This is a genomic window from Laedolimicola ammoniilytica, assembly GCF_025567165.1.
Lineage (GTDB): Bacteria > Bacillota > Clostridia > Lachnospirales > Lachnospiraceae > Laedolimicola > Laedolimicola ammoniilytica.
This window is the reverse complement of the sequence record NZ_JAOQKC010000015.1, coordinates 58,221-84,447: the sequence shown is the minus strand read 5'-3', so window position 1 is coordinate 84,447 and position 26,227 is coordinate 58,221. Positions and strand designations below refer to the sequence as shown.

Here is a 26,227-nt window from a genome sequence, read left to right as displayed (position 1 = left end):
CAGGAAAAAGCAAGAAAAAGAAACCCCCACCCCTCAAGAATGAGGGGCAGGGGAGTTGAATAGGCGAAGCCTATTTTTTATTGTCCAAATATAGGATTGACGGGTTGGCGTATGAAAACCGGCATGATCAGCAGGCTGTTGGAAACGTACATTGTATACACGATGTGCCTGTATTTGTCATCTTTTGAAAGAAAATTAGTGAAAATCAGGAAAAATAAATTTGTCAAGCATGGAAGAGTATGTTATACTAAGTGAGTTGAATAAAACAGAACATTTGTACGGGGTAAAGCATGAAGGACAAAAGAAAAAAAGTGGTGGCCATTCTGTGGCTGCTGGCGATTGTGGCATTAAACTCATATGTGTTATGGAAAAACGGGAAAAATCTGGTGAACGCGGATGATTCCTCGGAGCTGGTGCTGGCCAGCCTGCTTTCCGGAGGAAACGGCTTTATCAGCAGAGGCTGGGTCTATTCCTCGGAACTGCGGGTTCTGAATACCCAGTGGATCCGGGCCCTGCTGTTCCGGTTTACGAACAGCTGGACAGCTGTGCGTGTTGTGGGCAACCTGGTGCTGGATGGATGGCTTCTGGTCGCTTATCGGTTTTTCGTGGGGCAGCTGACGGAGAAGAAGAACTGGTTCTGGTATACCGCGCCCTTTCTGCTGCTTCCCTTCAGCCATGAAGCCTTTTATGTGATGGGGGAGATGGGATATTACATACCGCATCTTGCGATTTCGTTTACGATTCTGGGTCTGTGGCTGTACCTGTACCGGGGAAAGACACACAGAAAGACAGCCCATCTGCTCCTGTGCGCGCTGACTTTTGTGTCCTGCCTGGGCGGCATCCGTCAGCTGACTGTGACGCTGATGCCCATGTGGCTGGCTGTGCTCTGCCTGGTATTCCGGCATTCCAGGAAGCTTGGGACGCCACGGGAGTTTTTCCTGAAATACAGTTATCTGTGGACCAGCAGTCTGGCGGGTGTGGCCGGATATTTGGTCAACAATAAAATCCTGTCCCGCATCTTCTTATTTGATACGTATTCCAGGCTGGTGCTGGTACAGCCTACCTTTGACCGCCTGCAGGTGGTGCTGCGGACGCTTCTGAATACCTTCGGCTATTCGGAGGACGGAGTTCCGGATACACCGCTGTTTTCCGGAAAAGGCCTCTTTTTTGTACTTTCCCTGTGTTTTATGGCGTTGCTTCTGATTCTGGTGATACAGATCTGGAAGCGTGGCAGGGAGCTTTCCCTTCCGGCAGAATTTCTGCTGCTGTTCAGCATCTACGGCTTCGGTATCGTATTTTTACTGTACGTATTTACAGATATGTCCATTACCACCCGGTACTATGCCCTCAGTCTGATGATGTTCGTACCGCTTTTGATTGTATTTTATCAGGAGGCGGATTTGTCTAAGGGAGTGAAGCAGCTGTTTCTGACGGCCACGGCAGTTCTGCTCTGTGTTCTGGGTGTCGCGGAGTACCACTCCTGCCTGACGTCGGAACTGAATGAGGGCAGGATGGCGAGTGTGGCCTGGCTGGAGCAGGAGGGTTATACCCTGGGATATTCCAGTTTCTGGAACGCCAATGTGCTGACAGAGCTGTCTGACGGTCAGATCGAGATGGTTCCGCTGACGGAAGGGCGGGACGGTGCGCCCGGCCTGTATCCGTGGCTGGTGAAGCTGGACAACCTGTTCCCGGACGAGAAACGGGGACCGGTATTTTTACTGCTCTATGTCCATGAAACGGATCGGTATGAAAATCTGACCGCAGGCCGGACACCAGTTTATGAGGATGATAATTATTACATATACAGCTATGAGACAGCAGGGGAATTCTTAACATTATTAAATCAGGAGTGAACAACATGGCAAATACGACAACCTACGATGCAGGCAGTATTTCGGTCCTGGAGGGACTGGAGGCAGTGCGCAAAAGACCCGGTATGTATATCGGAAGCGTGTCCCGCAAAGGCCTGAACCATCTGATCTACGAGATTGTGGACAATTCCGTGGACGAGCATCTGGCAGGCTTCTGTTCGAAAATCAATGTATTTCTGGAGAAGGACGGATCCTGTACTGTGACGGACAATGGACGTGGCATCCCGGTGGACATGCATGCCAAGGGCGTATCCGCGGAGCGTCTGGTATTCACGACCCTGCATGCGGGTGGAAAGTTCGATGACTCTGTATACAAGACCAGCGGCGGTCTCCATGGTGTGGGATCCTCTGTTGTCAACGCCCTTTCTACCTATCTGGATATCGAAATCAGCCGGGACGGTTACGTACATCATGATCATTACGAGCGGGGTATCCCCACCATTGAACTGGAGGAAGGTCTGCTTCCGAAGCTTCGCCGCACCCGTGAGACCGGTACGAAGATTAATTTCCTGCCGGATCCGGAGATCTTTGAGAAGACCCGTTTCCAGGCGGAGGAGGTCAAGAGCCGACTTCATGAGACCGCCTACCTGAACCCGGATTTGACCATCATCTTTGAGGATCGCAGAGGCGACGAGATCGAGCATGTGGAGTACCATGAGGAAAATGGCATCATTGGTTTCGTAGAGGATTTGAATAAGAATAAAGAGACCGTCCATGAGGTCATTTATTTCAAGGGCGAGTCCGAAGGCATCGTGGTCGAAGGCGCATTCCAGTACGTGAACGAGTTCCATGAAAATGTCCTGGGTTTCTGCAACAATATTTACAATGCCGAGGGTGGTACTCATCTGACCGGCTTTAAAACCATCTTTACCACGGTCATCAATAACTATGCCAGAGAATTGGGCATCCTGAAGGAGAAGGACGCGAATTTCACCGGTGCCGATGTGCGCAACGGCATGACTGCGGTCATCTCCATCAAACATCCGGCTCCACGTTTCGAGGGCCAGACCAAGACCAAGCTGGACAACCAGGATGCTTCCAGGGCTACAGCCAAGGTCACAGGAGACGAAATTGTCCGCTATTTCGATCGGAATCTGGAGACTCTGAAAAGTGTGATTGGCTGCGCCGAAAAAGCGGCGAAGATTCGTAAGACCGAGGAACGTGCCAAGACGAACCTCCTGACCAGGCAGAAATATTCCTTTGACTCCAATGGCAAGCTGGCGAACTGTGAGAGCCGGGATGCTTCCAAATGTGAGATTTTCATCGTGGAGGGAGATTCCGCAGGCGGATCCGCCAAGACAGCCCGGAATCGGAATTTCCAGGCGATCCTGCCAATACGAGGCAAGATTCTGAACGTGGAGAAGGCCAGCATTGACAAGGTTCTGGCCAACGCGGAGATTAAGACCATGATCAATGCCTTTGGCTGCGGTTTTTCCGAGGGCTATGGCAACGATTTCGATATTACCAAGCTGCGCTACGACAAGATCATCATTATGGCCGATGCGGACGTGGATGGCGCGCATATTTCCACCCTGCTGCTGACTCTGTTTTACCGGTTCATGCCCGAACTGATTTACGAGGGACATGTCTATATTGCCATGCCGCCCCTCTACAAGGCCATGCCGGCCAGGGGACAGGAGGAGTACCTGTATGACGATAAGGCCCTGGAGCAGTACCGGAAGCGTCACAAGGGCAGCTTTACCCTGCAGCGCTACAAGGGCTTAGGTGAAATGGACGCGGAGCAGCTCTGGGAGACGACTCTGAACCCGGCGACACGTATCTTAAAGCGTATCGAGATCGAGGACGCCCGTATGGCCTCCAGCGTTACCGAGATGCTGATGGGCACGGAAGTACCGCCGAGACGGGCGTTTATCTACGAGCACGCCCGCGACGCGGAGCTGGACGTCTAAAGGGAGGATATTATGGAAGAACAGATTATACGCACGGAATATTCGGACCTCATGCAGAAGTCCTACATTGACTATGCCATGAGCGTCATCATTGCCCGGGCTCTGCCGGATGTGCGGGACGGCCTGAAACCGGTACAGCGCAGAACCCTCTACGATATGTATGAGCTGGGCATCCGTTATGACCGTCCCTACCGGAAATGCGCCCGTATCGTGGGCGATACCATGGGTAAATACCATCCCCACGGGGACAGCTCCATTTACGAGGCTCTGGTAGTCATGTCCCAGGATTTTAAAAAGGGAATGCCTCTGGTGGACGGACACGGCAATTTCGGCTCCATCGAGGGCGACGGCGCCGCAGCTATGCGATATACGGAGGCCAGACTCCAGAAGGTGACCCAGGAGACCTTTCTGGCGGATTTGGATAAAGACGTGGTAGATTTTGTACCGAACTTCGATGAGACAGAGAAGGAACCCAGCGTCCTGCCGGTCCGTCTGCCAAATCTTCTGGTCAATGGTTCCGACGGTATCGCAGTCGGCATGGCCACCAGTATACCGCCCCACAACCTGGGAGAGGTGATTGACGCGGCCAAGGCTTATCTGAAAAACCCGGAGATATCCACGGAGAAGCTGCTGGAGCTGATGCCGGGACCGGATTTCCCCACAGGAGGCATTATCGTCAATAAGGATGAACTCCCGGCCATTTACGAGAGCGGAACGGGCAAGATCAAGATCCGCGGTAAGGTAAAGGTGGAGAAGCTGAAAGGTGGCAGGGAGCAGCTGGTGATCACAGAGATCCCCTATCCGATGATCGGCGCCAATATTGCCAAATTTCTGAACGACGTGGCAGGTCTTGTGGAGAGCAAGAAAGCACCGGAGATTACCGATATTTCCAATCAGTCCTCCAAAGAAGGAATTCGGATTGTCCTGGAGCTGAAAAAGGGCGCAGATACCGAGAACCTGAAAAATATGCTCTATAAAAAGACCCGTCTGGAGGATACCTTTGGCGTAAATATGCTGGCGGTTGCCGACGGAAAGCCGGAGACCTTAAGCATCCGCCAGATTCTGGAGCATTACATCGAATTCCAGTACGAGCTGACCACCCGGAAATACCGGACACTGCTGACGAAAGAGCAGGAGAAGCGGGAAATTCAGGAAGGCCTCATCAAAGCCTGCGAGGTCATTGACCTGATCATCGAGATCCTGCGGGGCAGTAAGAATATCAAGGACGCCAAGGCCTGTCTGACCGTGGGTGTCACTGACGGCATCCGTTTTAAATCCGAGGCGGCGAAAAAGCGTGCGGCCAGGCTTCGGTTCACCGAGCGCCAGGCCCAGGCTATCCTGGAGATGCGTCTGTACCGACTGATTGGTCTGGAGATCCAGGCTCTGATGGAGGAAAATCAGAAGACTCTGAAGAACATCGCGGAGTATGAGGATATTCTGGAAAATCATTCCAGCATGACCCGCGTGATTCTCCGGGAGATGGATGCCATCAAAAAGGCTTATGCCCGTTCCAGACGGACAGCCATCGAGAATGCGGAAGCTATCATATATGAAGAGAAGAAGATCGAGGAAATGCCGGTCATGTTCCTGATGGATCGCTTCGGCTACGCCAAGACCATTGATATGTCTGTCTACGACCGTAATAAGGAAGCGGCAGACAATGAAAATAAATATGTATTTTCCTGCATGAATACGGGTAAAATATGCATATTTACAGATACCGGAAAGCAGCACACCGTGAAGGTACAGGAGCTGCCCTTCGGAAAATTCCGGGACAAGGGCGTGCCCATCGACAACTTTGGCAACTTCTCAAGCTCCGAGGAACAGATTGTGGGCATCGGCAGCATGGAGGCTCTGAAGCATCAGAAGCTGCTGTTCGGTACCCGTCAGGGCATGCTGAAAATTGTGGACGGTACTGAATTTGAGACCAAGATGCGGACCATGGCGGCCACAAAGCTGAACGAGGGCGACGAGCTCCTGCGGGTGACAGTCACAGATGGAACCGAACAGGTGGTACTGCAGAGCCGGGACGGCTATTTCCTGCGCTTTGATGTGTCGGAGATTCCAGAGAAGAAAAAAGGCGCGGCAGGCGTCCGGGGTATGCGTCTCGCAGAAAAGGACGCGCTGGAAGCCATTCATCTGTACCATACAGGGCAGGAAGAAAGCGTCGAATATAAGGATAAACAGCTTGTATTAAATAAATTAAAGGCCGGAAGCCGGGATACCAAAGGGGTAAAAGTCCGGGTATAAGGCAAAAACGCGGAAAAAAGGCCGGCATCTGGCGCCGATTCCGCACGAGGAGGAATGGTTATGAAGATTCTGGTTACGCTGCCTCTGAACGAGAGACAGAAAGAGCGTCTGGAGATGAATTTCCGTCATCTGAAATTCTGTTACTGCCTGAAAAAAGACGTGACAGAAGAAGTCATCCGGGACGCGGAGGTCATCCTGGGAAATGTGGATCCTGCGCTTTTGAAGTATGCGGAGGAGCTGAAATGGCTGCAGCTTAATAACGCCGGAACGGAAGGCTTCTGCGACGGCGCATTGCCGAAGGAGGCGGTGCTGACCAATGCCACCGGCGCTTACGGTCTGGCCATCTCCGAACATATGATAGGCGTTCTCTTTGAGCTTCAGAAAAAGTTAAACCTGTATGCCCGGAACCAGCGGGAGCATGTCTGGAAGAGCGAGGGACATGTGCATGTGATACAGGGAAGCCGGGTGCTGGTCATCGGTATGGGAGACATTGGAACCATGTTCGCCCAGAAGATGAAGGCCCTGGGCTGTCGTACCGTGGGCATCAAGCGCCACGAGGGCCGCAAGCCCGAGGGCGTGGACGATCTCTACACTCTGGAGCGCCTGGAACGGGAGCTTCCCAAGGCCGATATCGTAGCCATGAGCCTGCCGGGCAATCAGGATACCTACCATATGATGAACGCGGAGCGCCTGGCGCTGATGAAAGAGAACGCCGTCCTCATCAATGTGGGCCGCGGCATCACTGTAGATACTGACGCATTGGTGCAGGCCCTGCAGGAAAAGCGCATCGCCGGAGCATGCCTGGACGTAACCGATCCGGAGCCTCTGCCCGCCGATCACCCTCTCTGGGATATGGAAAATGTCATCCTGACCCCCCACATCTCCGGCGGCTACGCCCTCCCCGAGACCCTGGAACAGATCCTGACCATCTGTATCGAGAATCTGGAGTGTTATATGGTGAAGCGGCCCCTGAGGAACATCATTGATTTCAAAACCGGTTACTGCGAATAGGCAGAAAGGTTCATAGCGCTGTTCTGCAAAAGGTTTTGCTGTGAACGGTAGGTGTTGAATTATAAGTAAATTTATGTTATCATTTTTGATAAATATGGAATTCATATTACTGAGAACGGAGTGAACAGTAGAGAATTCATACGAATGAAAATACAAACAGAAACGAGGAAGCGTTATGGAAAACGAGGCTACGAGCAAAAATTTTATTGAGCAGGCCATAGAGAAGGATCTTGCGGAGGGCGTATACGATACCGTCCACACCCGTTTCCCGCCGGAGCCCAACGGTTACCTGCATATCGGACATGCCAAGTCCATCCTGTTGAACTACGGACTGGCTCAGAAATACCACGGCAAATTCAACATGCGTTTTGACGATACGAACCCGACAAAAGAGAAAACCGAGTTCGTAGAGTCCATTTTAGCGGATATCAAGTGGCTGGGCGCAGACTGGGAAGATCGTTTGTACTTTGCTTCTAACTACTTTGACCAGATGTATGAAGCAGCTGTAAAACTGATTAAGAAGGGAAAGGCATTCGTTTGCGATCTGACAGCGGAGGAGATGCGTGAATATCGTGGAACCCTGACCGAGCCAGGCAAGGAGAGTCCCTATCGGAACCGGAGCATCGAGGAAAACCTGAGGCTCTTTGAGGAGATGAAAGCGGGCAAGTACGCGGACGGAGAGAAGGTGCTGCGTGCCAGGATCGACATGGCCTCCCCGAATATGAACATGCGCGACCCGATCATTTACCGTGTGGCACATATCAGCCATCACAACACCGGAGACAAATGGTGTATCTACCCGATGTACGATTTCGCGCATCCCATCGAGGACGCTATCGAGGGTATCACTCATTCCATCTGTACCCTGGAGTTTGAGGATCACAGACCGCTGTACGACTGGGTTGTACGGGAACTGGAATACCCGCATCCGCCCAGACAGATCGAGTTCGCGAAGATGTACCTGACCAACGTGGTCACAGGCAAGCGATACATTAAAAAGCTGGTAGAGGAAGGCATCGTAGACGGCTGGGACGATCCCCGTCTGGTATCTATCGCAGCGCTCCGCCGCCGCGGTTTCACGCCGGAGTCCATCAAAATGTTCGTAGATCTCTGCGGCGTATCCAAGAGCCAATCTTCCGTAGACTATGCGATGCTGGAGTACTGTATCCGCGAGGATCTGAAGCTGAAGAAGCCGCGTCTGATGGCAGTTCTCGACCCGATTAAACTGGTGATCGACAACTATCCGGAAGGCCAGGTCGAGTATCTGGACGCAGCCAACAACCTGGAAAATGAGGAGCTTGGCAGCCGTAAGATTCCCTTCTGCCGGGAGCTCTACATTGAGCGCGACGATTTTATGGAGGAGCCGCCGAAGAAGTATTTCCGCCTCTTCCCAGGAAACGAGGTGCGCCTGATGCACGCTTACTTTGTAAAATGTGAGAGCTTTGTCAAGGACGAGAATGGCAAGGTCATCGAGGTACATTGCACCTACGATCCGGAGACGAAGGCAGGAAGCGGCTTCACCGGCCGTAAGGTGAAGGGAACCATCCACTGGGTACCGGCTCCCTACGCCATCGACGCAGAGGTTCGTCTGTATGAGAACATCATCGACGAGGAAAAGGGCGTATACAATGAGGATGGCAGTCTGAACCTGAATCCCAACTCCCTGACCGTGGTAGAGCATGCGTACCTGGAGCCAGGCTTCGAGGGCGCTAAGGCCTTTGACAGCTTCCAGTTTGTAAGAAACGGCTTCTTCTGTGTGGACTACAAGGATTCTACTCCGGAAAAAATGGTATTTAACCGAATTGTATCCCTGAAGAGCTCCTTTAAGCTTCCGAAGGCATAAGAGACCGATGCGAGAACTGACGATAAGCCTGAACGCAAAGGCAGAAACGCCTTTGTACGAACAGATTTACCATTATATCAAACAGGATATCCAGGAACATAAGATCCTGGCTGGAGAGAAGCTTCCCTCCAGCCGGGCTCTTTCTCGTTATCTGGAAGTAAGCCGCAGCACTGTGGATCTGGCTTATGATCAGCTGCTGTCGGAAGGGTATGTGGAGTCTGTTCCCTGCAAGGGCTATTATGCCTGCCGGATTGAAGGGCTGTATCATCTGAAGACCGGGGAGGACGGAGGGGAAATCGCGCCAAAGACCGAAGAAAAACACTGGAAATACGACTTTACGCCCAACGGCATCGATCTGGACAGCTTTCCCTATGGCGTATGGCGTAAGATCACAAGAAATGTGCTACTGGATGATCGGAAGGAGCTGTTCCAGCTGGGGGATCCCAAGGGCGAGTGGGAGCTCCGGGAGACCATCAGCCGGTACCTTCACCAGGCCCGGGGCGTCAACTGCCGTCCGGAGCAGGTTGTGCTGGGAGCGGGAAACGACTATCTGATGATGCTGATATCCGCGATTCTGGGAAAACGAAGGCTGGCCATGGAGAGCCCCACCTACAAGCATGCTTACGGGATATTCGAAAAAATGGGATTTCAGCTCTGTACCGTGCCTGTGGACGCCTCTGGCATGCGGGTGGAGGAGCTGACCGCGTCCGGCGCGGATGTGGCTTACGTCATGCCCTCCCATCAGTATCCCCTCGGTATCGTGATGCCCATCAAACGGCGTCTGGAGCTCCTGAAATGGGCTGCGGAAAAGCCGGAACGCTATCTCATCGAGGACGATTACGACAGCGAATTCCGTTATCGCGGCAAGCCGATTCCCGCATTGCAGGGCGTGGATCGGACAGGGAAAGTCATTTACATCGGAACCTTCTCCAAATCCATCGCGCCTGCCATCCGAATCAGCTACCTGGTGCTGCCGGAGCCGCTTCTCGCGACCTGCGAACCGGAGCTTCAGCGGTTTTCCTCCACGGTATCCCGTATCGATCAGATGATCCTGAACAGCTTCCTTAAAGAAGGCCACTACGAACGTCATCTGAACCGGATGCGCGCCATCTACGGCCATAAGCAGGAGATTCTCGTGGATGAGCTGAAACAGCTGTCTGGGGTCTGCACCATCCGCGGAGAAGACGCCGGCGTCCATCTGCTGCTGGAATTTTCCGATGACTGGACCGAAGCGGAGCTCATCCGCCGTGCGGAAGCTGTGCATATCCGGGTGTATCCCCTGTCCGAGTACAGTATCGACGGTGCAGACAGTGGGGCGGGGCAGGGCGCGACAATCCTTCTGGGCTATGCCACCATGACGGAGGAGGAGCTGGCGCAGGCAGCCCGGAGCCTGACAGAGGTGTGGCGATAAAAAATAAGTACTTGACATCTTCGCTCGTAAAGGTTTAGAATAATCCTTGATATGACAAATGCAACGAAGGTGCACAGTAACCTTTCTTCTTCTTTCAGAGAGAGACCGTCAGCGGCTGTGAGCGGGCTTAAGTTCAGAAGAGAGTGCGAAATTCCCACCGGAGCAGCATCGCTGAAGAACTTTGGTAGGCGATGACGCAGCCTGCACGTTACGCAGAAGATGAGAGCCTGTCCGATAAATGAAGAGACAGGAATCAGGGTGGTACCGCGGAATATATGCTCCGTCCCTACTGTGTAGGGATGGAGCTTTTTTTGCGCGTTCGCATTGAGAAGGGCAGGCAGTTTCAAAAGCAGGCAGTTGGGTGCTTGCACACAAATGTCTGTTTTTGAAATTGCCTATGCGGCGAAAGCCGCGAGTTTCAGAAGGCGATAGCTTTCTGAAACTGCCCTGGAGTATACGTCCCTTAAAAACCAACAATCAGGAAAGGTGAGAACAATGAAGGAAAAACTGCAGAAAATCCGGGAAAATGCCATTGCGCAGATTCGGGAAGCAAAGAATCTGAACACACTGAATGACGCTCGCGTGGCGATTCTCGGCAAAAAAGGTGAACTGACCAACGTATTGAAGAGTATGAAGGACGTGGCTCCTGAGGACAGACCGAAGGTAGGCCAGCTGGTCAATGAGACTCGTGAAGAGATTGAAAGGGTTCTGGAAGAAGCCAAGGCAAAGATGGAAGCCATGGTTCGTGAGGAGAAGCTGAAGGCAGAAATCATCGACGTAACCCTTCCTGCGAAGAAGAACAACGTAGGCCATCGTCATCCGAACACCATCGCCCTGGAAGAGGTAGAACGTATCTTTGTCGGCATGGGCTACGAGGTAGTGGAAGGACCCGAGATCGAGTATGACCTTTACAATTTTGAAAAATTGAATATTCCGGAAGGACACCCGGCCAAGGACGAGCAGGATACCTTCTATATCAATAAAAACATTGTACTGCGTACCCAGACATCCCCGTGCCAGGCCCGTGTCATGGAGCAGGGCAAGCTGCCCATCCGTATGATCGCTCCGGGACGCGTGTTCCGTTCCGATGAGGTGGACGCGACTCATTCTCCATCGTTCCATCAGATCGAGGGTCTGGTTGTGGACAAGAACATCACATTTGCAGACCTGAAGGGGACTCTGGAGGAGTTCGCGAAAGAGATGTTCGGCGCGGAGACGAAGACCAAGTTCCGTCCCCATCATTTCCCATTCACAGAGCCCAGTGCCGAGGTAGATGTAAGTTGCTTCAAATGCGGCGGCAAGGGCTGCCGTTTCTGCAAGGGCAGCGGCTGGATCGAGATCCTGGGCTGCGGTATGGTACATCCCCATGTACTGGAGATGTGTGGGATCGATCCCAACGAGTATACCGGCTTTGCCTTTGGCGTAGGTCTGGAGAGAATTGCGCTGCTGAAGTATGAGATTGATGACATGAGACTGCTGTATGAGAACGATATTCGGTTCCTGAAACAGTTTTGATAGCAGTGAGCCGTGCTGGTTCGTTTTCTCGAGCGTAGCACGAGGAGCGTACGTGATAGAAAGAGAGGAGAATAAAAATGGATACATCTTTATCATGGATTAAAGCATATGTGCCCGATCTGGATGTGACGGCCCAGGAATATACCGACGCAATGACGCTTTCCGGAACCAAGGTCGAGGGCTTCACCAAGCTGGATGCCGACCTGGAAAATATCATCATTGGACAGATTGTAAAGATTGAGCAGCATCCGGATGCGGATAAGCTGGTAGTATGCCAGGTCAATATTGGAGAGTCAGAGCCGGTTCAGATCGTTACAGGCGCTCCAAATGTCAAAGAAGGACAGAAGGTTCCGGTAGTTCTGGACGGCGGCCGCGTGGCTGGCGGACATGACGGCAAGATGACCCCGGGCGGAATCAAGATTAAGAAGGGCAAGCTTCGCGGCGTGGAGTCCAACGGTATGATGTGCTCCATCGAGGAGTTGGGTCAGAGTCGTGAAATGTACCCGGAGGCCCCGGAGTACGGCATCTACATCTTCTCGGACGACGCTGTGGTAGGCGAGAGCGCTATCCACGCCCTGGGTCTGGATGACGTAGTATTTGAGTACGAGATTACTTCTAACCGGGTGGACTGCTATAGCGTTATCGGTATTGCTCGTGAGGCAGCCGCTACCTTCCGCAAAAAATTCGTACCGCCTGTGGTAACCGTAAAGGGTTCCGGCGGAGATGTAAATGACTATATTAAAGTAGATGTAAAGGACGCAGATCTCTGCCCCCGTTACTGCGCGAGAGTCGTAAAGAACATCAAGCTGGCTCCGTCACCCAAGTGGATGCAGCGCAGACTGGCAGTCAATGGTATCCGCCCGATTAACAACATCGTCGATATCACCAACTATGTCATGGAAGAGTATGGTCAGCCCATGCACGCTTACGACCTGGACACCATTGCCGGTCATCAGATTCTGGTACGCCGCGCCGATGAGGGTGAGAAGTTCGTGACTCTGGACGGCCAGGAGCGTACTATGGATGAAAATGTCCTGATGATCTGTGACGGCGAGAAAGCAGTTGGCATCGCAGGTATCATGGGCGGCGAGAATTCTATGATTACCGATAATGTAAAGACTATGCTGTTCGAGGCAGCCTGCTTCGACGGCGTGAACATTCGTCTTTCCGCAAAGCGTATCGGACTTCGTACAGATGCTTCCGGTAAGTTCGAAAAGGGACTGGATCCGAACAATGCCCAGGCAGCCATCGACCGTGCCTGCCAGCTTATCGAGGAGCTTGGGGCCGGCGAAGTGGTAGACGGCATGGTAGATGTATACAACGGAAAGAGCGAGCCCTCCAGAGTCGAGTTTGACGCAGACAAGATCAACGCCCTGCTGGGAACCGATCTGACCAAGGAGCAGATGCTGGATTACCTGAAGCTGGTAGAACTGGATTACGATGAGAAGACCAACGAGATTGTAGCGCCCACCTTCCGTCAGGATATTCACCGTCTGGCAGATGTGGCCGAGGAGGTAGCGCGTTTCTTCGGTTATGACAATATCCCAACCACTCTTCCGAGAGGAGAGGCAACCACCGGCAAGCTTCCGTTCAAGCTCCGTGTGGAAGCAGTGGCAAGAGATATCGCGGAATTCTGCGGCTTCTCCCAGGGCATGACCTATTCCTTTGAAAGCCCGAAGGTATTTGATAAGCTGCTTCTGAATGCCGATGATCCCATGCGTCAGGCCATCAAGATCTCCAATCCACTGGGCGAGGACTTCAGTATCATGCGTACTACATCCATGAATGGCATGCTGACCTCCCTGGCTACCAACTACAACCGCAGAAATAAGAATGTACGCCTTTATGAGCTGGGCAACATCTATATCGCAAAGGAGCTGCCGCTTAGTGAACTTCCGGACGAGCGTATGCAGTTCACGCTGGGTATGTATGGCGACGGCGATTTCTACAATATGAAGGGCGTTGTTGAGGAGTTCCTGGAGAAGCTTGGTATGCGTGATCGTGTACATTACGATCCGAAGGCTGGCAAGAACTACCTGCACCCGGGTCGTCAGGCGAACATCTGCTACGATGAGAAGCTGATTGGATACCTGGGCGAGGTTCATCCGGTGGTTGCGGACAACTACGGCATCGGTGAGCGCGCTTATGTGGCAGTTCTGGATATGCCGGTGGTAACCGAGATGGCTACTTTCGACCGCAAGTACGAGGGAATCGCCAAGTTCCCGGCGGTAACCCGTGACATTTCCATGGTAATCCCGAAGAACGTTCTGGCTGGCCAGATCGAGGAAGTCATCGAGCAGAAGGGTGGCAGCCATCTGGAGAGCTTCAAGCTGTTCGATATCTACGAGGGAAGCCAGATTAAGGACGGCTACAAGTCCGTGGCTTACTCAATCGTATTCCGTGGCAAGGACAAGACCCTGGAGGAGAGCGATATCTCCGCAGCCATGAAGCGGATCCTGAAGGGCCTGGAGGGCCTGAACGCCGAGCTTCGTCAGTAAGCTGAATCTGTAAAAAATTACAGGACATGGATTCCCGGAAAATGGGGGCCGTGTCCTGTTTTGTGCTGACAGGATGGACTCGGCGTGGTATAATAAATGTATCTATACCAACCTGTTTATATGATTGGCGCAAGCTGTTTGGGAATATAGAGTTATTACAGATTTATTGTGGAAAATAAAACAAATTCAGGAGGAAATATTTATGCGGATTGGTATCGTGGGAGCAGGCATGACTGTGCCATGGTTTCTGGAGGCGGCGAAGCTGATTCCGGAGATGGAAGTGCGGGCTTTATATGTGCGGAAGGAAGAAAAACGGCAGGAACTATGCGAGAAATATCAGGTTCCGGTGGCTTATGACAGCTACGAAAAGCTGCTGGCCGATGCGTCGATTGATGTGCTGTATCTTCCGGTTCCCAATCATCTGCATTACAGCTTCGCAAAGCAGGCCCTGGATGCAGGCAAGCATGTGATTCTGGAAAAGCCCTTTACTGTGACTTACGCAGAGGCGAAGGAGCTGGCTGATCTGGCCCGGGCAAAGGGACTGATTCTTTTTGAAGCTATCACCAACCAGTATAATCCCAATTATGATAAGGTACGGGAGCTGTTGCCTGGCGTGGGCGATGTAAAAATCGTACAACTGAATTATTCCCAGTATTCCAGCCGGTATGAGGCTTTCAAGCAGGGGCAGATTGCGCCGGTATTTGATCCGAAAAAGGCAGGCGGCGCGCTGATGGACCTGAATGTATACAATATTCATTTTGTGGCAGGACTATTTGGTGAGCCGAAGGCGGTGCATTATTATCCAAACATGGAAAAAGGCGTGGATACCTCCGGCATTTTGGTTCTGGAATATCCGACGTTCCAGTGTGTCTGCATTGCCGCCAAGGACTGCGGCGCGCCGCTGTCGGTGAATATTGAGGGCGATAAGGGGTGTATCTTCAGTCATTCCAATTCCGGTCGCTTCGAGGAATTCCATTATCAGGAAAATAAGCAGGAACCGGTACATTACGAGCTGGCCCGCAGAGACTGTATTTTTGTGGAGGAGCTGCAGGCCTTTACCGATTACTATGTGGGTAACGACCGGGTGGAGCTGGAAAAGCGTCTGGAGCACAGTCTGCTTGTTATGAAAATTTTGGACGCGGCCCGTCAGAAATGATCCGGAGCGGGGAGGAGCAACATGTTTTATTCCATTCACAATAAAGAGATCCGGGAAATCAGTCTGGAACAGCTGGATTTTCACGACATTTGTGTGGGGTATCTGACCCTGGATGAATTGAAAAGCTGTTATCAGGATCTGGGACTTTCCGAGGTGGCAGTCAAGGACTGTATGACAGATTTTACCCATTTCCGGACCAGTATGGATGTATATGATGAGTTCAGTTTCGGTATGATCAATATCGTGGATATCCTGAACTTAAGTACCAGACGCAACCGCATCGGTTTTTTCATCAAGAAAAATCTCTTCGTGGTGGTGAAAATCATCGACAAGGAAGACAGCATCCGACAGATGTTTCTGGACGCCATCGGACGGTTCCGGCAGAACGCCACCATGGAAAAAGTGATTTACGGCGTGCTGGAGCGTCTTCTGTCCAGTGGCAACCGAGGGCTTGTTATGACCGAGCGTCAGATCATCGCCATGGAGCGGGAAGTGGTCAACGGCAAGGTGGATCCGGAGCTAAATACAGAGATCTTCGATCTGCGGAACCGGCTTTCCACGTTGAAAAACTATTATGAGCAGCTCATCGACATCGGAGAATCCCTGCAGGAGAATGAAAACGATCTGTTTGAAGAAGAAGATCTGCGTTACTTTAAGATCTTCACCGACAAATCCGAGCGTCTGAGCAACAATACACAGCTGCTTTGTGACAACCTGATACACCTCAGGGAGGCCATGGATGCCACCCTGAACTATAATCTGAACAATACCATGAAGCTGTTCACCATGGTGACCATCATTTTCCAGCCGCTGACGCTGATCGTGGGCTGGTACGGTATGAACTTCAAGTATATGCCGGAGCTTGGATGGAAGTTCGGGTATCTGTACGTGATTGTGCTGAGCATCGTTGTGGTAGGTGTGATCTTGTATTGGTTTAAAAAGAGAAAGTTCTAAAAGATAAAAGGGTATAAAAGACTGCGGAAGCAGTTTAAAATATGAAATGGCATTTATTATATGGTTTGCAGATAACAGGGAAACGCGAAAAGATCTGTAAGATTGTATCATATAAATATATTCAAAGGATAGGAAACATAACATGAAAACAAGCGATTTTTACTATGATTTACCCCAGGAGCTGATAGCCCAGGATCCGCTGGAGGACCGTAGCAGCTCCCGGCTTATGGTACTGGATAAGAAAACCGGAAACGTAGAGCATAAAATCTTCCGCGACATCATCGACTATCTGAACCCGGGCGACTGCCTGGTGGTCAATAATACAAAGGTCATTCCGGCCCGCCTCTTAGGCGTCAAAGAAGACACCGGCGCGCACATCGAAGTGCTGCTTCTGAAACGCAAGGCAGACAATGTCTGGGAAACCCTGGTAAAGCCTGGAAAGAAAGCCAGACCCGGCGCGCGCATCGACTTCGGCGGCGGCCTGTTGAAGGCAGAAGTCATCGATGTGGTAGACGAGGGAAACCGCCTGATCCGCTTCGAGTATGAAGGTATCTTCGAGGAGATTCTGGACCAGCTTGGCCAGATGCCCCTGCCGCCCTACATCACGCATCAGCTGAAGGACAAGAACCGCTACCAGACCGTCTACGCCAAGCACGATGGCTCCGCCGCGGCACCCACCGCAGGTCTTCATTTCACCCCGGATCTGTTGCAGCAGATTCAGGCCAAAGGCGTAAAGCTGGCCCATGTCACTCTGCATGTGGGACTTGGCACCTTCCGTCCGGTGAAAGTAGATGATGTGACCCAGCACCACATGCATTCTGAATTCTACATGGTAGAAGAAGACCAGGCCAAACTCATCAACGACACCAAAGCCGCCGGAGGCCGCGTCATCTGTGTCGGCACCACCAGCTGCCGTACCCTGGAATCCGCCACCGACGAAAACGGCATCCTGAAAGCAGGAAGCGGCTGGACCGAGATCTTCATCTACCCGGGATACAAATTTAAGATCATGGACGCCCTGATCACCAACTTCCACCTGCCGGAGTCCACCCTGCTGATGCTGGTATCCGCGTTCGCGGATAAAGAGAAGATTATGAAGGCATACGAGGAGGCAGTGAGAGAGCACTATCGGTTCTTCAGTTTCGGCGACGCCATGTTCATAAAATAATATCCAAAACGTACATTTGTAATCAAACGGAATTGCCGCGCGCAGCGCCGAAAATCCCAAACCTGAAAGCAAAAATTAACAAACAGAAAAGAGATGGCCGCAGCCATCTCTTTTTGATTACTGTTGGATTTTTAGTAAATCTCTGTAAAAGGCCGGATAGGAAATATTCACACAGTCAGCGCCGAGGATCTCCGTTTCCCCATCCGCATTCAGTGCCGCCACTGCGAACGACATGGCGATCCGGTGATCCAGATGACTGTCCACCACAGCCCCATGGAGTGTATGTCCACCCTCGATGATCATGCCATCATCAGTAGCTGTCACCTTTGCACCCATGGCCGTCAGATTCTCCGTCATCACCGCAATCCGATCCGATTCCTTTACCTTCAGCTCCGCCGCGTCCCGGATAACCGTCGTCCCTTCCGCAAAGCAGGCCATCACCGCAATAATCGGCAGCTCATCAATCAGCGTCGGAATCAAATCTCCCTCAATGATACAACCCTGAAGAGAAGATGTCCGCACCAGAAGATCCGCCGTGGGTTCCCCGCTGTCCATATTTTCATTCAGCAGCGTTACATTCGCGTTCATCATTTTGCAGACGTGTAAGATGCCGTCCCGGGTCGGGTTCGTTCCCACATTTTGAATCAGCAGCTCCGAGTCCGGTGTAATACATCCCGCCGCGATAAAGTAAGCAGCGGAAGAGATATCTCCGGGCACCTGCACCTTCTGGCCTATGAGCTTTGGCTCCGGCTGAATCGTAGCCGTCGTTCCCTCACTCTTCACATCCGCGCCGAAGAAATGTAACATCAGCTCCGAATGGTTCCGGGACAGTGCCGGTTCTGTCACGCTGGTGGGCGTGTCCGCATAGAGACCGGCCAGCAGAATCGAAGACTTTACCTGGGCGGAAGCCACCTTCGTTGTATAGTGAATGCCATGCAAGGGACGACCCTGAATGCGAAGCGGAGCGCAGCCATTTCCGGAAAGGCTGGTAATGGAAGCACCCATCTGGCTTAAGGGCTCGATAATCCGCCCCATGGGCCGCTTCTGAATGGAAGCGTCGCCGGTCAGCGTTGTCTCAAAAGCCTGTCCGCTCAAGATACCAGAGATCAGTCGGGTGGTCGTACCGCTGTTTCCTGCGTCCAGAATCTGAGCCGGTGCGGAAAGCCCGTGAAGACCCTTGCCGTGAATCAGAATCCGCTCATCCTTGTCCTCGATGGAGATACCGAGACGGCGGAAGCAGTCGATGGTGGAGAGACAGTCCGCGCCCCTTAAGAATCCGGTTACCTCGGTGACTCCCTCCGCAAGGGAACCGAACATGACGGCCCGATGAGAGATGGATTTATCGCCGGGAATCGTTACTTCCCCGCGTATTTGTTTTGCGCGTGTAAATTTCATAAAAGATATTCTCCTCATTATATCGAATTATCGTTCATAAATAGTATAGTGGTATTTGCGAAGCAGCTCCACCGCCTTCTTATAAGCGTCCTCGTCATAGAGTTCCACCCGAAGCACAGCCTCCTCGAACTCCCGGTTGTGAATGATACCGATGTTCTTGATGCTGATGCCGCCGGAAGCCAGAATAGTTGCCAGGGTAGCGATGCCGCCGGCCTCGTCCACCATATCGCAGTAAAAGGCGTAGGTCTTCTTCAGCGGCCCTGCAGAAGCCTCCGGAATGGAGTTCCGGTAATCCCGGGAAGCGGCGAAAAAGTCATGAATCTTTCCGGCCTCTTTTTTGATAAGCTCTTCCCGCAGCCGGGATAGCTGCTGCTGATAATGCTCGAGAGCCTTCAGAATATTTCCGGAGTTTGTCATGCAGATCTGCTCCCACATATCGGGAGAGGAGGACGCGATCCGTGTTATATCCTTAAAACCGCCCGCCGCGATCCGTTTCATCAGTTCTTCGGGGCCGTCCAGATCCTTCACAAGCTCCACCAGGGAGGAGGCAATCAGGTGCGGCAGATGGCTCACGCAGGCCGTGATAAAATCATGCTGCCGGTAATCCAGCACCAGCGGAAGAGCCTTCAGGGAGGACACAAGGGCCACGAATTCCTTTACCGTATCTTCGGGAACGCCTTTGCCCGGCGTGATAATATAGTAGGCATTTTCGATCAGATGGGTCTTGGCATTCGCATAGCCGGTCTTCTCGGAACCCGCCATGGGATGACCGCCGATAAACTGATCGGTGAGTCCCAGGGCGTCCACCTTTTCATGAATGTCGGTCTTCGTGCTGCCCACATCGGTCAGAAGGCAAGTCCTCGGCAGGACGGGTTTTAACTGCTCCAGATACCGGGCATTGGTCTCCACAGGCGCACAGAGAAAAAGCAAATCGCAGGCGGCGAACTGTTCACTCACTTCCGTGCAGGCCACGTCAATGACGCCCTCCGCTACAGCCGTCTGCAGGGTGTCCTGACTTCTCATATAGGCCATCATCCGGACCTCCGGGTGATAAGCGCGAATGGCTTTTGCAATGGAGCCGCCGATGAGGCCCAGTCCGATAAAGCCGATGGTATTCATTTTCATGGTGAAAACTCCTTTTATGTATACAAAATCTCCAAGAATTAAGTTTAAAGTTTTTTATGGGAAATGTCAACACTATTTTACATTAACGCATAAAAGCAAAACGCCGGGACGAAAGGAAACAGGCCTGAATAATGGAAAACCTGGCAGGTTGACGGAAAACGTTTTCTGCATAGAAACGCGGTGTTTACAATGTGCTGTATAAAAATTCGCAAAAATAGAAAATACTTGTAAAAATTATATAAAAACCCTTGCATTACTGTCAGACTTTTAGTAAAATATAGCCATGGTGTTCCGATGCCTTTCATTTACAGGATAATGTGTTTGACAGATGAAATATCCGGAACTATAAAATTATTGTAATCGGAGGAATAGGCATGAATATTTACACAACTGACAAAATTCGTAACGTAGTTCTTCTTGGCCACGGCGGCTGCGGCAAGACCAGTCTCGTAGAGGCGATGGCATATGTATCCGGCCTGACCACCCGTATCGGTAAAATCACTGACGGCAATACCATCAGTGATTATGATAAGGAAGAGATTAAGAGAAAGTTCTCCATTACCACATCGGTAGTTCCTCTGATTTGGCAGGATTGTAAGATCAATCTTCTGGACGCTCCTGGATATTTCGATTTCGTGGGCGAGGCGGAAGAGGCAGTGTCAGCGGCTGACGCGGCGATTATCGTGGTATCCGGTAAGGCCGGAGTAGAGGTAGGCACCCAGAAGGCATGGGATCTCTGCGAGAAGTATAAGCTGCCGAGAATGTTCTTTGTATCCGAGATGGATGTGGACCACGCGTCCTTCCGTCAGGTGGTACAGGATCTGACCGATCTGTACGGCAAGAAGATTGCGCCATTCTATCAGCCCATCCGTGAAAATGAGAAGTTTGTGGGTTATATCAATGTATGCAAGATGGCAGGCCGCCGTTTCACCGATATCGGCAAGCGCGAGGAGTGCGAGATTCCCGAGTACTCCAGGGAAAACCTGGCTATCTGCCGGGAGGCGCTTCTGGACGCAGTAGCGGAAACCTCCGATGAATTTATGGAGCGCTATTTCAACGGCGAGGAGTTTACCTTCAGTGAGATCCGCGCGGCTATGAAGTTCAATGTATGTGACGGCACCGTGATTCCGGTATCCATGGGATCCAGCACCGAGCTCCGTAACATCCATAACCTGATGAACGATATCGTAGAGCTGTTCCCGAGCCCGGATAAGAAGTCTTGTAACGGTATCAATATGAAGACCAACGAGATTTTCGAAGCGAATTACGATTTCTCCAAGGCAAAATCCGCTTATGTATTTAAGACCATCGTGGATCCGTTTATCGGAAAGTATTCTCTGATCAAGGTATCCTCCGGTGTTATTAAGTCCGACGATACCTTGTATAATCAGGATAAGGATGCGGAAGAAAAGCTGAACAAGCTGTACATCATGCAGGGCAACAAGCCCATCGAGACCACAGAGCTGCACGCAGGCGATATCGGAGCCATCGGCAAGCTGGCTAATACCAAGACCGGCGATACCCTGTCCACCAAGGCGGCCCCGATTGTGTTCGGCAGAACCGAGATTTCCAAGCCCTATACCTATATGAGATATAAGGCAAAGAATAAAGGCGACGAGGATAAGATTTCCCAGGCGCTGGCGAAGATGATGGAAGAGGATCTGACCTTAAAGAACGTCAATGATTCCGAGAACCGCCAGACTCTGCTGTACGGCATGGGTGACCAGCATCTGGACGTGGTTGTGAGCAAGCTGGAAGAGAAGTTTAAGGTATCGGTAGAGCTGTCCAAGCCGAAGGTAGCTTTCCGTGAGACTCTGAAGAAGAAAGCGGATGTGGACTCCAAGTATAAGAAACAGTCCGGCGGACACGGACAGTACGGCCATGTTAAGATGACTTTCGAGCCCTCCGGCGATCTGGAAACTCCGTATGTATTTGAGCAGATCGTAGTCGGCGGCGCGGTTCCGAAGAACTACTTCCCGGCAGTGGAAAAGGGTATCCAGGAATCCGTCTTAAAGGGACCGCTGGCGGGATATCCGGTAGTCGGCGTGAAGGCGGTTCTCTATGACGGATCCTACCATCCGGTAGATTCCTCTGAGATGGCGTTCAAGACCGCGGCAAGCCAGGCCTTCAAGAAGGGCTTTATGGACGCAGGTCCGGTTCTTCTGGAGCCGATTGTAACCATGACCGTGACTGTTCCGGATAAGTATACCGGTGATGTTATGGGTGATCTGAACAAGCGCCGCGGTCGTGTGCTGGGCATGAATCCCATCGCAGGCGGCAAGCAAGAGGTCGTAGCAGACGTTCCGATGACTGAGATCTTCGGTTATTCCACAGATCTGCGCTCCATGACAGGTGGAAGCGGTGAGTTCTCCTACGAGTTCGCCCGCTACGAGCAGGCTCCGGCAGACGTACAGGCCAAGGAAGTGGCAGCGAGAGCGTCCGAGACTGCAGAATAAACAGGGTTTTATGAGATAAGGGGAGATAAAAGAGAAGGATGCCCGGCGGTGTAAACCGGGCGTCCTTTTGCGTTTAAAAGTTCTTGTAAAATAAATCTTCGGAGGGTAAAATAAAAAAAGAATTCATCTTTCAGAGGAGTTATGTTATGAAACGATTATGGAGTTATATGAAGCATTACAAAAAGGAGAGTATCTTAGGTCCTCTCTTTAAGCTTCTGGAAGCCAGCTTTGAGCTTCTGGTGCCGCTGGTGGTGGCGAATATCATTGATACGGGTATCGCGAGCCGGGACGGCAGCTATGTGCTAAAAATGGGCGGTGTCCTGATTCTGCTGGGCTTCGTGGGACTGGCCAGTTCTATTACGGCCCAGTATTTCGCGGCGAAGGCGGCGGTGGGAACCAGCACGGCCATGCGGAAGGCTTTATTTGAGCATCTGAACAGCTTCTCCTATAAGGAGTTGGATACCATTGGAACCTCCACGCTGATTACCCGGATTACCAGTGATATCAATCAGGTACAGACCGGTGTGAATCTGGTGCTGCGTTTATTTCTGCGCTCTCCCTTTATCGTATTTGGCGCCATGATCATGGCCTTTACCATTGACGTAAGGTGCGCGACGATCTTTGCCGCAGTGATTCCGGTTCTTTTTGTGGTGGTTTTTGCTATCATGGGCGTTACGATTCCCTGGTACCGGAGGGTACAGAATGAGCTGGATCGGGTGCTTCTGCATGTGCGGGAAAATCTGTCCGGTGTCCGTGTGGTACGGGCATTCAACCGGCAGCAGGAGGAGATGAAGACCTTTCATCGGGACAGCACTGCCCTTATGAACACCCAGCTTTTCGTAGGCCGGATTTCCGGGCTTTTGAATCCCCTGACTTACGCGATTATCAATGTAGCGGTGATTCTGCTGGTATGGACCGGCGGCCGCCAGGTAGATGCGGGCATCTTAAGCCAGGGCCAGGTGGTGGCGCTGGTCAACTATATGTCTCAGATTCTCGTGGAACTGATTAAGCTGGCCAATCTGATCATCAATGTAACCAAGTCTCTGGCCTGTCTGTCCCGTATCAATAAGATTCTGGATCAGGAAACGGGTATGGCGGAAGGAACGGTCAGAGAACAGAAGCAGGAGAATGGAGTTCTCTGTGTGGAATTCAAGGATGTCAGCATTACCTATGAGGAGGGTGCAGACGCGGCCCTGTCCCATGTGAGCTTCCGGGCCTATCCAGGCGAGACCATAGGTATTATCGGTGGCACCGGTTCCGGAAAATCCACCCTGGTGAACCTGATTCCCCGTTTTTACGACGTGACAGAGGGAGAAGTGCTGGTGGACGGCCGGAACGTACAGGAATATACCTACGAGGGCCTGCGCGGAAAGATAGGCGTCGTTCCCCAGAAGGCGGTACTGTTCTCCGGTACGATCCGGGAGAACCTCCGGTGGGGAAAAGAGGATGCCACAGACGAAGAACTGTACGCAGCTCTTGAGACCGCCCAGGGCCGTGAGATCGTGGAAAAGAAAGAAAAGGGTCTGGATACCGAAGTCCTGCAGGGCGGACGCAACCTGTCCGGCGGACAGAGACAGCGTCTGACCATTGCAAGAGCGCTGGTGCGGGATCCGGAGATCCTGATTCTGGATGACAGTGCTTCGGCTCTGGATTTCGCTACGGACGCGAAGCTTCGGAAGGCTCTGCGGGAGCATAAAGAAAAGGCTACGGTCTTCCTGGTATCCCAGCGTGCGGCGACCATCCGGCAGGCCGATCAGATTATTGTGCTGGACGACGGCGCGGTAGCCGGCATCGGAAAGCACGAGGAGTTGTATCAGAATTGTGAGGTATATCGGGAGATCTGTAATTCCCAGGTTTCGGCAGAGGAGGAAAAGGCACATGAAGCGTAAATCCACATTAAAAAGAGTCCTTTGCTATATCGAAGGGTATCGATTGTATCTGCTGGCGTCCATCCTGCTGGCGGTTCTGACCGTGGCCCTGACCCTGTATGCGCCGATTCTCACCGGAGACGCCATCGACTATATGATGGGAAAGGGAGCGGTAGACTTTGCGGCCCTGTTAAAGCTTCTGACAAAGCTGGGCGTCATCATCGGATCCACCTCTGTATTCCAGTGGCTCATGAACCTCTGCAACAACCATATCACTTATAAGGTCGTGATGGACGTGCGGACCGAGGCCTTTGACCATATGCAGGATCTGCCCCTGAGCTATATCGATAGCCATCCACAGGGCGACATCGTCAGCCGTCTGATTGCGGATATCGACCAGTTTTCCGACGGCCTGCTGATGGGATTCACCCAGTTATTTACAGGCGTGATGACGATTCTGGGAACTCTGCTGTTCATGCTCTCGGTCAATGTGGGCATTACGCTGGTGGTGGTCTGCATTACGCCGCTGTCCCTTCTGGTGGCCAGCTTTATCGCCCGGCGGACCCACAGCATGTTCAAGCTCCAGTCCGAGACCCGGGGCGAGCTCACCGGACTCATCGATGAGATGGTGGGAAATCAGAAGGTAGTCAAAGCTTTTGGGCATGAAGAAGAAGCCATTGCGCAGTTTGATGCGATCAACCGGCAGCTGCAGAAGCACAGCCTGCGTGCGATTTTCTATTCTTCCATTACCAACCCGGCTACCCGGTTTGTCAACAGCATGGTTTACGCAGGTGTGGGCGTGGCAGGCGCTTTCGCGGCTATCCGGGGAGGATTGAGCGTGGGTCAGCTTTCCTGCTTCTTAAGCTATGCCAATCAGTACACTAAGCCCTTTAATGAGATCTCCGGTGTAGTCACCGAGCTTCAGAATGCCCTGGCCTGCGCGGAGCGTGTCTTTGATTTTATCGACCAGGAGCCCATGAGCGCGGATCCTGCGGACGGCCCCTGTATCGAGAAGGCAGAGGGCAGTGTGGATCTGGAACATGTAGAGTTCTCCTATACGAAGGACAGAGAACTGATAAAGAACCTGAATCTGCATGTAAAGCCCGGCCAGAGAATCGCCATCGTGGGTCCCACCGGCTGTGGAAAAAGCACACTCATCAATCTGCTGATGCGGTTCTACGACGTGGATGCAGGCTGCATTTCCGTGGACGGAACGCCCATTCAGGAGCTGACCCGGGAAAATCTGCGGCAGCAGTACGGTATGGTATTGCAGGAGACCTGGCTGAAATCCGCGACGGTTCGCGACAACATTTCCTATGGAAAGCCGGACGCCACGGAGGAAGAGATTATCGAGGCGGCGAAGGCCTCCCACGCCCACAGCTTTATCCGGCGTCTGCCGAAGGGCTATGACACGGTGCTTTCGGAGGACGGCGGAAGTCTTTCCCAGGGCCAGAAGCAGCTGCTGTGTATTGCCCGGGTTATGCTGTGTCTGCCGCCCATGCTGATTCTGGACGAGGCCACCTCCAGCATTGACACCCGCACGGAGCTTCGGATTCAGAACGCCTTTGCGAAAATGATGGAGGGGCGTACCAGCTTCATCGTAGCCCACCGGCTGTCTACCATCCGGGAGGCAGATGTGATTCTCGTTATGCGGGACGGACAGATTATCGAGCAGGGTACCCATGAGAGTCTGCTTGCGGCAGGGGGCTTTTACACAGAGCTGTACAACAGCCAGTGGGCTGTGTAAACTCGGATTTTGCTTGACAAAGCGGTCTGGTGTGATATGATAAAATGCA

At 52.2% G+C, this 26,227-nt stretch carries 16 protein-coding genes and 1 other annotated feature; of the genes, 14 read left to right on the top strand and 2 right to left on the bottom strand.

Annotation, left to right across the window (positions count from 1 at the left end):
• Positions 1-290: 290 nt before the first annotated feature.
• The 11 genes from OCV63_RS11765 to queA all read left to right on the top strand — a co-directional run bounded on the left by OCV63_RS11765 (position 291) and on the right by queA (position 17,587).
• Positions 291-1,853, top strand: a complete 1,563-nt coding sequence (locus tag OCV63_RS11765) for a hypothetical protein (RefSeq protein ID WP_158364093.1) — start codon at positions 291-293, stop codon at positions 1,851-1,853.
• 5 nt (positions 1,854-1,858) lie between these two features.
• A complete protein-coding gene (locus tag OCV63_RS11760; protein ID WP_158364091.1) occupies positions 1,859-3,781 on the top strand; it encodes a DNA gyrase/topoisomerase IV subunit B in 1,923 nt (640 codons plus the stop codon).
• A gap of 12 nt (positions 3,782-3,793) precedes the next feature.
• The gene (locus tag OCV63_RS11755) at positions 3,794-6,031 is read left to right on the top strand and encodes a DNA gyrase/topoisomerase IV subunit A (protein WP_158364089.1); all 2,238 of its coding nucleotides are present in this window, start codon (positions 3,794-3,796) and stop codon (positions 6,029-6,031) included.
• A gap of 60 nt (positions 6,032-6,091) precedes the next feature.
• Positions 6,092-7,042, top strand: coding sequence for a D-2-hydroxyacid dehydrogenase (locus OCV63_RS11750; protein ID WP_158364087.1), 951 nt, complete (start codon positions 6,092-6,094; stop codon positions 7,040-7,042).
• 175 nt (positions 7,043-7,217) lie between these two features.
• Positions 7,218-8,885 carry a glutamine--tRNA ligase/YqeY domain fusion protein gene (locus OCV63_RS11745; protein WP_158364085.1) on the top strand — a complete coding sequence of 556 codons (1,668 nt, stop codon included), beginning with the start codon at positions 7,218-7,220 and terminating at the stop codon, positions 8,883-8,885.
• 7 nt (positions 8,886-8,892) lie between these two features.
• Complete coding sequence (gene pdxR, locus OCV63_RS11740; RefSeq protein ID WP_158364084.1) at positions 8,893-10,296, top strand: MocR-like pyridoxine biosynthesis transcription factor PdxR; 1,404 nt, start codon at positions 8,893-8,895, stop codon at positions 10,294-10,296.
• 54 nt (positions 10,297-10,350) lie between these two features.
• Positions 10,351-10,587, top strand: a binding site (T-box leader).
• A 204-nt stretch (positions 10,588-10,791) separates the two neighbouring features.
• On the top strand, positions 10,792-11,811 hold the full coding sequence (gene pheS / locus OCV63_RS11735; protein WP_158364082.1) for a phenylalanine--tRNA ligase subunit alpha: 1,020 nt from the start codon (positions 10,792-10,794) through the stop codon (positions 11,809-11,811).
• Between the two features lie 77 nt (positions 11,812-11,888).
• Complete coding sequence (pheT, locus tag OCV63_RS11730) at positions 11,889-14,309, top strand: phenylalanine--tRNA ligase subunit beta (RefSeq protein ID WP_158364080.1); 2,421 nt, start codon at positions 11,889-11,891, stop codon at positions 14,307-14,309.
• A gap of 202 nt (positions 14,310-14,511) precedes the next feature.
• Entirely contained in the window at positions 14,512-15,465 is a 954-nt protein-coding gene (locus tag OCV63_RS11725) for a Gfo/Idh/MocA family protein (protein ID WP_158364078.1), read from the top strand.
• A gap of 21 nt (positions 15,466-15,486) precedes the next feature.
• Positions 15,487-16,419 (top strand): magnesium transporter CorA family protein, encoded by a 933-nt coding sequence (locus OCV63_RS11720; protein WP_158364076.1) that lies wholly within the window; start codon positions 15,487-15,489, stop codon positions 16,417-16,419.
• Between the two features lie 142 nt (positions 16,420-16,561).
• A complete protein-coding gene (gene queA / locus OCV63_RS11715; protein WP_158364074.1) occupies positions 16,562-17,587 on the top strand; it encodes a tRNA preQ1(34) S-adenosylmethionine ribosyltransferase-isomerase QueA in 1,026 nt (341 codons plus the stop codon).
• A gap of 117 nt (positions 17,588-17,704) precedes the next feature.
• Here queA and aroA read toward each other — a convergent pair whose 3' ends face one another.
• Positions 17,705-18,982 carry a 3-phosphoshikimate 1-carboxyvinyltransferase gene (gene aroA, locus OCV63_RS11710; protein WP_158364072.1) on the bottom strand — a complete coding sequence of 426 codons (1,278 nt, stop codon included), beginning with the start codon at positions 18,980-18,982 and terminating at the stop codon, positions 17,705-17,707.
• A gap of 27 nt (positions 18,983-19,009) precedes the next feature.
• Positions 19,010-20,107, bottom strand: a complete 1,098-nt coding sequence (locus OCV63_RS11705; RefSeq protein ID WP_158364070.1) for a prephenate dehydrogenase — start codon at positions 20,105-20,107, stop codon at positions 19,010-19,012.
• Positions 20,108-20,481: 374 nt separating this feature from the next.
• On the opposite strand from OCV63_RS11705, the gene OCV63_RS11700 reads away from it, so the two are divergent.
• The 3 genes from OCV63_RS11700 to OCV63_RS11690 all read left to right on the top strand — a co-directional run bounded on the left by OCV63_RS11700 (position 20,482) and on the right by OCV63_RS11690 (position 26,178).
• Positions 20,482-22,563 carry an elongation factor G gene (locus OCV63_RS11700; protein WP_158364068.1) on the top strand — a complete coding sequence of 694 codons (2,082 nt, stop codon included), beginning with the start codon at positions 20,482-20,484 and terminating at the stop codon, positions 22,561-22,563.
• Between the two features lie 146 nt (positions 22,564-22,709).
• Positions 22,710-24,452, top strand: coding sequence for an ABC transporter ATP-binding protein (locus tag OCV63_RS11695; RefSeq protein WP_158364066.1), 1,743 nt, complete (start codon positions 22,710-22,712; stop codon positions 24,450-24,452).
• Positions 24,442-26,178: an ABC transporter ATP-binding protein gene (locus OCV63_RS11690; protein WP_158364064.1), complete on the top strand. Its 1,737-nt coding sequence runs from the start codon at positions 24,442-24,444 to the stop codon at positions 26,176-26,178. Before OCV63_RS11695 ends, OCV63_RS11690 begins: the two co-directional genes overlap by 11 nt.
• Positions 26,179-26,227: the final 49 nt, after the last annotated feature.